Raw genomic sequence first — 1305 nt, forward strand, 5'->3', positions numbered from 1 at the left:
TGAAGCGTCCTGGGTTTAGTTCCGCTTCTTTTACGGCCCTGTGTTGATGGGCTGGGTGAGATAGTACTCGGTTTCTACTTCCTGTGGGGTGGCGTAGTCCAATGCTTCGTGAAGCCGCTTAGTGTTCCACCAATGCACCCACCGCAAGGTGGCCAGTTCGACTTCTCCGACCGACGTCCACGGGCCCTGGGCATGAATCAGTTCCGCCTTGTAGAGACCGTTGACTGTTTCGGCTAGTGCATTGTCGTAAGAATCGCCGATTGTTCCCACACTCGGGCGGATTCCTGACTCAGCTAGCGCGGTGGAATACTTCAGTGACACGTACTGGCTGCCCCGATCGCTATGATGAATCAGTTGATTTCCATGGATTCGCCCTGCAGTCGTTAACGCATGCTCCAAAGCCTCCATGGGCAGCGCATCAGTACGCATCGTCGAGCGTGTAGCAACACCAACAATCTTTCGGCTGAAGACATCCACGACAAACGCGGTGTAGGCGAATCCCGACAGGGTGCGAACGTAGGTAATGTCGGCAACCCACAGCCGGCCTGGTGCCTGCGCACGGAAGTTTCGGCGCACTAGGTCCGGGCGATGATCCGGTGTCTTCGGGTTAATTGTTGTTACCGGGGTTCGCCCACGTCTGCGGCCAGAAACACCTGCAAGTTTCATCAGACGTGCGGTCTTGTCGCGGCCGATATGAAAGCCTTCGCGGTTCATCGCGTGCCACATTTTGCGGATGCCATAGACCGAGAAATTCTCCGCGTGAACACGCTGTATTTCTGGGATGAGCAGGCTATCGCTTAAGGCTCTTGCGCTGGGAACACGTGTGGTGGCTTTGCGGTAGCCGCGTGAAGTAATGAATCCACGATCTGCTTGTTTAAGGACTCGGCAGATGGCCTCGACCCCAAATTGATCTTTGTACGCGTCGATGTAGGAGATCATTTGGTCGTGGGTCGGTCGAGTTCCGCTGCGAAAAAAGCCGAAGCAGTTTTAAGAATCCCGTTTGCTCGTTTCAGTTCGCGGTTTTCGCGGCGCAGACGCCTGAGTTCTTCTTCCATTGTTTCGCCGCCTGAAGCGTCAGAATTATCGCGTACTGAGGCGCTGTCACGGTACCAGGCCCGCAACGTGTGGTGAGATACTCCAAGCAGCTCACCGACCTCCGTGTAGGCGCGTTGCAGTGAGCAAGACTCCAGGCGGACCATTTCGATGATCTGATGGACCGCCTTCTCCTTGAACTCGACGGAATACTTTCTAGGCATAGTTCAATCCTTCCTTAGCTGAGGTAGGAACTAAACCCAGGACGCTTCA

General features: G+C 55.0%; 1 protein-coding gene. It reads right to left on the minus strand.

All coding sequences use genetic code 11. The features are described from left to right. Positions 1 to 30: 30 nt before the first annotated feature. Positions 31 to 1256 (minus strand): IS3 family transposase gene (locus HMPREF2698_RS03310; protein WP_141748919.1). Its coding sequence is split into 2 segments (ribosomal slippage): positions 31 to 977 and positions 977 to 1256, totalling 1227 coding nucleotides; the frame shifts between segments, so codons are not numbered across the junction. Between the last annotated feature and the right edge of the window lie 49 nt (positions 1257 to 1305).

Source organism: Corynebacterium sp. HMSC072A02, assembly GCF_001810085.1.
Lineage (GTDB): Bacteria > Actinomycetota > Actinomycetes > Mycobacteriales > Mycobacteriaceae > Corynebacterium > Corynebacterium hesseae.